This window comes from Vibrio sp. (assembly GCF_984391705.1).
The window spans coordinates 1-8,347 of the sequence record NZ_CFHWOM010000093.1; the positions used below are offsets into that span (position 1 = coordinate 1).

An 8,347-nucleotide genomic window follows, 5' to 3' on the forward strand; every position below is an offset into this window, starting at 1 on the left:
GTCCTGAGCCAGAGTTCTTCCTATTTGACGACGTTAAGTTCGCAACTGACATGTCAGGTTCTTTCTTCAAGATCGATGACGTAGAAGCAGCTTGGAACACAGGTTCTGACTACGAAGGTGGTAACAAAGGCCACCGTCCTGGCGTTAAAGGTGGTTACTTCCCAGTAGCACCAGTGGATTCTTCTCAAGACATCCGCTCTGCAATGTGTCTAATCCTTGAGGAGATGGGCCAAGTTGTAGAAGCGCATCACCACGAAGTAGCAACTGCGGGTCAGAACGAAATCGCAACTCGTTTTAACACGCTAACAGCGAAAGCGGACGAAATTCAGGTTTACAAGTACGTTGTTCATAACGTTGCTCACGCATTCGGTAAGACAGCGACATTCATGCCTAAGCCACTTGTTGGTGATAACGGTTCTGGTATGCACGTTCACCAATCTCTAGCGAAAGACGGTGTTAACCTATTCGCAGGTGACAAGTACGGCGGCCTATCTGAAATGGCACTTTACTACATCGGTGGTGTTATCAAGCACGCTCGCGCTATCAACGCATTTGCTAACCCATCAACTAACTCGTACAAGCGTCTTGTACCAGGCTTCGAAGCTCCAGTTATGCTTGCTTACTCTGCACGTAACCGTTCTGCTTCTATCCGTATCCCAGTGGTACCAAGCCCTAAAGCGCGTCGTATCGAGGTTCGTTTTGGTGACCCAGCGGCTAACCCATACCTAGCGTTCGCAGCAATGCTAATGGCTGGTCTTGACGGTATTAAGAACAAGATCCACCCAGGCGAAGCGATGGATAAAGACCTTTACGACCTACCTGCAGAAGAAGCAGCAGAAATCCCAACAGTGGCTTACTCACTAAAAGAAGCGCTAGAGTGTCTAGACGCTGACCGTGAGTTCCTAACAGCTGGTGGTGTATTCTCTGACGACTTCATCGACTCTTACATCGGCCTTAAGTCTCAGGATGTAGAGAAAGTGAACATGACAACTCACCCACTAGAGTTCGAACTTTACTACTCTGTATAATCAGGTTTAGTAAGCAACATATTACACTGTTGCAAAAATTCAAGGCTCGCCTCGCAGGCGAGCCTTTTTCATATTTGTCACCTTTCCTCCTCCCTTTAGTATCAAGCTTTCCATATTTACCAGTCAGGAGAACAAGATGCACAAGGTCGTACTCATCCTCACTTTACTACTTGTAATGTCACCGCTCGCGCTCGCCCAGACTGTATATACGTGGACTGACAATAATGGTGTACTTCATTTCAGCGACACACCCGGAGGAAAGAAAGTTAAAGCGATTCAAATGCCTGACTACCAGCAACCGCCTCCACCTCCTACCTTTGAAACAGAGTCAAAAGTAGAGAATAAATCAAGAGAAGATAATCATCAGCCCAAATCACTGCCGCCACTTTTAATTACCATAACGTCGCCCGAACACGACCAAGCCTTACGTAGCAATGCTGGAATGATCACCATACAAGCAGAACTCAACCGAAAACTCAATATTGGTGAACAACTCCAACTCCAAATGGATGGCGCCAATTATCACGCACCTACCAACCGCCCACTTTGGGAGCTAAGAAACATCGATCGTGGAACCCATACCTTTATCATTCAAGCCTATAGAGACGGCAAGCTTATTGCATCATCTAGTCCTATAACGGTGCATTTATTGCGTAGTAGCCAGAAAAAAGTAGCCTCACCGGTAAAAGCCAAGTGATTTAACGACTTTTTGCTTCTTCTAGCGTAAATCTTGCGCCATACTTGAAATAGCTATTGCACCATAATAGTGCAGTGCACATTTTAAGGTCATGGATGAGAGGTTTTTGTGGGTAGTGAGCTCGATACAATCATTTTAAATCACCAAGTCACAGCGATATTGGTGATGAACGAAACTCTGCAAGTTAAGTATGCGAACCCTTCTGCGGAACAACTTTTCTCGCAAAGTGCTAAACGCATTGTTGATCAACCGCTGTCCAAACTGATTCAGCACGCATCAATGGATCTAGCCTTATTGTCTCAGCCGCTGCAAAGTGGGCAGAGCATCACCGATAGCGATGTGACGTTCGTGGTAGATGGAAAGCCCTTAATGCTAGAAGTCACCGTAAGTCCAATCTCATGGAATAAAGAGTTGATGCTATTGGTTGAGATGCGAAAAATCGGCCAGCAACGTCGCTTGTCTCAAGAGCTCAATCAACATGCGCAGCAACAAGCAGCGAAATTATTGGTTCGTGGATTAGCCCATGAAATCAAAAACCCACTAGGTGGACTGCGCGGCGCGGCACAACTACTTGAGCGAATGCTGCCAGATCAATCATTAACCGAATACACCCAGATCATCATTGAGCAAGCTGACCGTTTGAGAAACTTAGTCGATCGCTTGTTAGGGCCACAGAAGCCAGGTAAAAAGCAACACGAAAACTTACACTTGATCTTGGAGAAGGTGCGTCAATTAGTAGAACTTGAGATCGGCCAATCGATCGTCATTGAGCGTGACTATGACCCTAGCTTACCTGAGTTCTTGATGGATGCAGACCAAATTGAGCAGGCTCTTCTCAACATAGTCAGTAATGCTGGCCAGATTCTTAAAGACCAAGAGAATGGCAGTATCACAATACGCACCAGAACAGTGCATCAGGCTAATATCCATGGCCAACGATGTAAATTAGCTGCGCGAGTGGAGATCATTGATAACGGGCCAGGTATTCCTTCCGACCTACAAGACACTCTTTTTTACCCAATGGTCAGCGGTAGAGAAGGCGGAACGGGGTTAGGGTTATCCATTTCGCAAAACCTTATCGATCAGCACCAAGGTAAGATCGATGTCGAAAGCTGGCCAGGCAGAACCACATTTACAATTTACCTGCCTATTTAAATAACACGTTAGTTGCATTGCTGTGAGGAATTAAAAATATGAGTAAAGGATACGTTTGGGTAGTCGACGATGACAGCTCCATCCGCTGGGTTATGGAGAAGACCCTCTCGTCAGCAAATATTAAGTGTGACACCTTTTCTGATGCAGAAAGTGTCTTGCTGGCACTAGAGCGAGAAAGTCCAGACGTTCTAGTGTCTGATATCCGCATGCCCGGCATTGATGGTATTGAACTTCTGAGACAAGTTCATGAACGCTCACCAGACCTCCCTGTCATTATCATGACCGCTCACTCAGATCTCGATGCCGCAGTAAACGCCTATCAAAAAGGGGCATTTGAATACTTGCCTAAGCCATTTGACGTCGATGAAACCCTAACCTTAGTCGAGCGCGCCATTACCCACAGCCAAGAGCAGCGCCGAGAACAAGCCAATGCCGATACCAGCGAATATAACGCACCAGAAATCATCGGTGAGGCACCTGCTATGCAGGAAGTCTTCCGAGCAATTGGTCGCTTATCTCGATCTTCAATTTCGGTTTTAATCAATGGTGAATCAGGCACAGGTAAGGAGCTGGTCGCCCATGCACTACATAGACATAGTCCAAGAGCGGCTAAACCATTTATTGCGCTGAATATGGCGGCCATTCCCAAAGATCTCATCGAATCTGAGCTTTTTGGTCACGAAAAAGGGGCTTTTACTGGCGCTAACACGGTACGACAAGGACGATTTGAGCAAGCCAATGGAGGCACTCTCTTTTTAGATGAGATCGGCGATATGCCGCTAGATATTCAGACTCGACTGCTACGTGTACTCGCCGACGGTCAGTTCTATCGTGTCGGCGGGCACTCTCCTATTAAAGTTGACGTGCGAATTGTGGCAGCCACACACCAAAATTTAGAGAAACTTGTTCATGACGGAGACTTTCGTGAAGACTTGTTCCATCGATTGAACGTCATTCGAATCCAAATCCCTGCATTACGCGAACGCCGTCAAGACATCGAAAAGTTAACACTACACTTTCTAGCATTAGCAGCGGAAGAACTTGGTGTTGACGTTAAGACCTTGCACCCAGCGACAGTTGAGCGCTTAAATAGTCTTGAGTGGCCAGGTAATGTTCGCCAACTGGAAAACATCTGTCGTTGGCTCACGGTGATGGCGAGTGGGAGTGAAGTATTACCCAATGACCTACCAGCGGAGCTTCTAGAAGAAAGGTCAAACAGTGATTTTTCGAGTAGCGAGACATGGCAGCAGCAGTTGGCGACGTGGGCGAAGCAATCCCTTTCACAGGGAGATACAGAGTTACTTTCTTACGCACTTCCTGAATTTGAGCGTATACTTTTGGAAGTAGCACTAGAGCATACCAATGGTCATAAGCAAGATGCCGCAAAAGTATTGGGGTGGGGACGCAACACTTTGACTCGTAAACTGAAAGAGCTTTACTAACTAACGATATTCTCAATAGTGCAATTCATGATAACAGTAAATGGCTAACTATTTTGTGTATGCTAAACAGCATTGTCCTATTTTTAGCCAAAAAATACTCGCTCGTTCAATTTTAAGAGTATAAAATACAGTATATTGCATTTACAGAATCAATAGTATGTCAATAACCACACAGATTACGCTTAGAACAGCTGTTGTTCTTCCTTTCGTGATGATATTTATCCTCACGATTGGAGTCATTATCGCTGTTCAAAAGAAAAGCTATGAAGAGATGGTGGTTGACATCAGTGATAAGCAACTTTCTGCATTAACCGATAATGTAACACTCGAACTGAACGATTTTTTAACTAAACCGTTCGAAGCCAGTCTAGCCTTGAGCCATAGTATTGGCTTCAACCAGCTTTACACCCCTGGAAATACCAGCAACATAGAGACGTTTTTCCTTTCCGCGTTTAGAGACTTATACCAATCTATTCCTCAACTCGATGTTATTGGATTTGGTGGTGAGCATGCTGAATATGCTGGGTTTCGTAAAGAAGCAAACAAAGGCTACACGCTCATGATTCAAGACGATAGAACGGACAAACAGCTTGTCATCTATCGTGGGCAAGTGATCAGCGAAGATGTCCGTTCCATCATTGACGGCTACGATCCTCGTATCAGGCCGTGGTATGCACCCGTTGCGAAAAGCCGCAGCCCAATGTGGTCTTCTATTTACGCCAATGCTGACGAACGCCAAGAAATTACCCTATCAGCACTCAGCCCAGTGTTTCAAAACGACCTCTTCCAAGGCGTCGTGGTTACCGATGTAAAGATCGATACGTTTAATACTTTCTTACACAACCAACAGCAATACACGAATGCGATCATCTACATCATTGATGAGCAACAACGCTTGGTTGCGCATTCCACAGGCGGAAGTGTCGTCTCTTGGGGCACCCCTTTCAGCAAGAAAGGAGAGAGGCTATTGGCGACAGAAAGTGCCAACCCAATAGTGAAATCCAGCTCGGAGTACGCTCAGGATCAAGGTTTCTATAATAAAGAGGATACTCAACGCTTTACTACGAACATAAATGGTAAGCGTTACTTCAACCACTTAACACCTTATACCGATGACTTTGGGCTGAATTGGCAAATTGGTGTGGCCATTTCTGAATCGGATTTACTTGGTACGCTACCCGAAAGCCAGCGCAATAGCTGGATTATAGGTATTGCTGCTAGCTTTATTGGCATATTCATCGGGCTCATCGCTTTCAACCGTGTTGTTGCACCCATTACGTCTACAGCAGATGCAGCAAAGCACTTAGCTAAAGGTGACTGGGACAGTCATATGCCTAAACCTGGCAGTATCTATGAGACAAGTATGTTGGTTTTTGCATTCAACGAAATGGCAAATAATCTCAAGGCTTCATTCAGGGCGCTTCGGTCTCAGCTTCTCTATGACTCACTAACAAAGCTCTACAGTAGAGAGGGGCTAATCGATACCTGTGACACGTTAGATAAGCTAGGCGGAACATTGATGCTGATAGGCATCAACAAATTCAGAGATATCAACGATAGTCTTGGTCACTACAAGGGAGACCAACTACTCGTCATTATTTCAGAGCGACTCAAGTCAATTTTCCCCGACGACTGTTATTTATCACGCATTGGAGGAGATGAGTTCGCCATCTATATTCCTAATAGCCAAAGTGATGAACAAAACACACTGACCGCAAGCCGAGTGCTTCAGACTTTTGCTTCCCCTTTTATCATGGAGCATGAGAGTATTCTCGTTAACATCTCTGTTGGTATCGTTAAGAGTGGCCCTAACCAAAATATGACCTTATGGCTTAGAAATGGCAGCATCGCATTAAGCAACGCCAAACAAGAGCCAACGCGCATAAGCTACTATAGCCCGGAAATGGCAGATATCTCTCGCAAGCGAACCTTGATGCTATCAAAGATAAAAGAGGCGATTGAAAACCATGAGTTTGTCCCTTTTTATCAACCAATCGTCGATATTCATACTGGTGAAGTACTTGGTGCAGAAGCTCTAGCTCGCTGGATCTCACCTCAATCAGGGTTAATATCTCCCCTCGATTTCATTCCCATAGCGGAAGAAAGTGGCTTAATCGGTCCAATAGGCGAGCAGATTCTCACTCAAGCATGTAATGACGCTTTTCAGGGAATGAAAGACGGGAAATGGGGTAGCAACTTCCATCTACATGTGAACCTTTCGGTCAACCAACTATCACAGCCAGACTTTATTTCGACTCTGCAATCCGTGCTCGAAAACTCAGGTTTACACCCAGATAACCTAACGCTCGAGATAACAGAGTCTCGTATTGTCGATAATGATCCAGTGACAATACGCAACATGCAGGCAATTAGGCAACTCGGCGTCCAAATCGCTATCGATGACTTTGGTACAGGATATAGCTCTCTTGCCTATCTGCATAAACTGCCCTTTGATTGCCTAAAGATAGACCGGACCTTCGTCAACAAGCTCACACCCAATGACTTAGATACCTCTATTGTCGCCGCTGTTATTAATATGACTCGTGGCATGAAGGTAGATATAGTGGCAGAAGGCGTAGAAACCGTTGAGCAGGCCCAGATGTTAGCAAGGCTCAACTGCCCTCAAGCCCAAGGTTTCTTGTACAGTCGCCCGGTACCATTTGATGAATGGCCAATAAACCTAGTGATAGCACCATCTCACTAGGCTCAATACCTATAAACCACTAAGTATTTGTCTCTTTTCATACACCACCTTTCTTCTTGAACTAGACTCTAACTGTTCCCTCACTGTTATCTTTGAAGGAGTAGAGAATGTCTTCTGGCTACTGGTTGATTGGGTTGTTAATCGCATCGTTGTTTAGCTCTTGTAGCGTTTCTGCCTGCACTCTAAAAATGGGCTATCGCACCAATGAGAGGCCACCTTTAATCTCTGCCCACCCAGATAATAGCGGTCTATATCAACACTTCTACCAAACCATGGCTGCACACTTAGGTTGTCAGCTAGAAATTGTTCGTGGCCCTAAAAAGCGCATTCTCAAACTGCTCGAAGATGGTGAAATAGACTTCTACCCTGGCTTTAACTTTAACGAATATCGAGCTGTTTATACCTACTATATTGAGACTGGATTTCCTGGAGGAGAGGTTGGTATATCGCGATTAGATTTTTCTGATATCAATAGCTTAAAAGATCTCGAAGGTTCAACAATTTTACAATCTCTCGGTTCACCCAACTTTGTACGAGACCTTGAAAATATTCGTATCTACGCGGTGCCTGAAATGACCATCGATAAAGCAGTAAGTCTGTTAAGGAAGAAGCGGGGAGACTTTTATATCTATAACCGGGCTTCGTTACTCTACTACCTAAAAGTAAGTGAAAGCACTGACATCAAGGTCCATCCAAACTGCTGTGGCGGTGTCGAGCCTCTTTATCTCGGTTTTTCACGCCGCTCACATCATTATCAAGAAACACCCAACCCTGGTTATGATGCCAATCAAGACTTGGGGCCAAGCAACTTTCCAGTGTCGCTCAGACCAGGCTCCAAAGCTTTTCAGATACAAAAAGTATTAAAGGAAATGAAGGATAGCGGAGAAACCGACTTGATCTACTCACAGTACTACTGACTACGTAAATAGATAGAATTGCTGAGAAGATTAGCGATATAAAATGAAAAAAGCCTCGCTATTTCTAGCGAGGCTTTTCAATGTGGCGGAGAGCCGGGGTCGCGACCGACTAGGGATTTGATGAAAATCCCGCCTTCTTTATTAAACGTCAGAAACGACGAAAGCCTGCAAATTACTTTGCAGGCTTTCTGTATAGTGGCGGAGAGATAGGGATTTGAACCCTAGATACGCTATTAACGTATGCCGGTTTTCAAGACCGGTGCTTTCAACCACTCAGCCATCTCTCCACAAATTGTCATCGTCAGATTAGTACACTGATGATGTTGTTACACGTATTACGGGTAACGATATTTAAAGCCTGGCGATGTCCTACTCTCACATGGGGAAGCCCCACACTACCATCG

At 45.1% G+C, this 8,347-nt stretch carries 6 protein-coding genes and 1 tRNA gene; 6 read left to right on the plus strand and 1 reads right to left on the minus strand.

What is annotated here, in order from left to right; translation table 11 throughout:
* The 6 genes from glnA to AC4MRV_RS20970 form a co-directional block, all read left to right on the plus strand.
* Positions 1 to 1,028: type I glutamate--ammonia ligase (gene glnA / locus AC4MRV_RS20945; RefSeq protein WP_491189231.1), on the plus strand; the 1,028-nt coding region annotated here is incomplete at its 5' end.
* Positions 1,029 to 1,164: 136 nt separating this feature from the next.
* Positions 1,165 to 1,725 (plus strand): DUF4124 domain-containing protein, encoded by a 561-nt coding sequence (locus AC4MRV_RS20950; protein WP_491189232.1) that lies wholly within the window; start codon positions 1,165 to 1,167, stop codon positions 1,723 to 1,725.
* A 108-nt stretch (positions 1,726 to 1,833) separates the two neighbouring features.
* Entirely contained in the window at positions 1,834 to 2,880 is a 1,047-nt protein-coding gene (glnL, locus tag AC4MRV_RS20955) for a nitrogen regulation protein NR(II) (protein ID WP_491189233.1), read from the plus strand.
* Positions 2,881 to 2,918: 38 nt separating this feature from the next.
* On the plus strand, positions 2,919 to 4,322 hold the full coding sequence (gene glnG, locus AC4MRV_RS20960) for a nitrogen regulation protein NR(I) (protein WP_491189234.1): 1,404 nt from the start codon (positions 2,919 to 2,921) through the stop codon (positions 4,320 to 4,322).
* A gap of 157 nt (positions 4,323 to 4,479) precedes the next feature.
* Entirely contained in the window at positions 4,480 to 7,026 is a 2,547-nt protein-coding gene (gene gepA, locus AC4MRV_RS20965) for a phosphodiesterase GepA (RefSeq protein WP_491189235.1), read from the plus strand.
* 107 nt (positions 7,027 to 7,133) lie between these two features.
* Positions 7,134 to 7,943, plus strand: coding sequence for a substrate-binding periplasmic protein (locus AC4MRV_RS20970; protein WP_491189236.1), 810 nt, complete (start codon positions 7,134 to 7,136; stop codon positions 7,941 to 7,943).
* A 196-nt stretch (positions 7,944 to 8,139) separates the two neighbouring features.
* Here AC4MRV_RS20970 and AC4MRV_RS20975 read toward each other — a convergent pair.
* Positions 8,140 to 8,230 (minus strand) — tRNA-Ser (locus AC4MRV_RS20975).
* Positions 8,231 to 8,347: the final 117 nt, after the last annotated feature.

What these genes read in the sequence shown, in the direction of transcription:
- gepA (WP_491189235.1), top strand. Translation starts at nt 4,480, where the DNA reads ATGTCAATAACCACACAGATTACGCTTAGAACAGCTGTTGTTCTTCCT.
- AC4MRV_RS20970 (WP_491189236.1), top strand. Translation starts at nt 7,134, where the DNA reads ATGTCTTCTGGCTACTGGTTGATTGGGTTGTTAATCGCATCGTTGTTT.
- AC4MRV_RS20950 (WP_491189232.1), top strand. Translation starts at nt 1,165, where the DNA reads ATGCACAAGGTCGTACTCATCCTCACTTTACTACTTGTAATGTCACCG.
- glnG (WP_491189234.1), top strand. Translation starts at nt 2,919, where the DNA reads ATGAGTAAAGGATACGTTTGGGTAGTCGACGATGACAGCTCCATCCGC.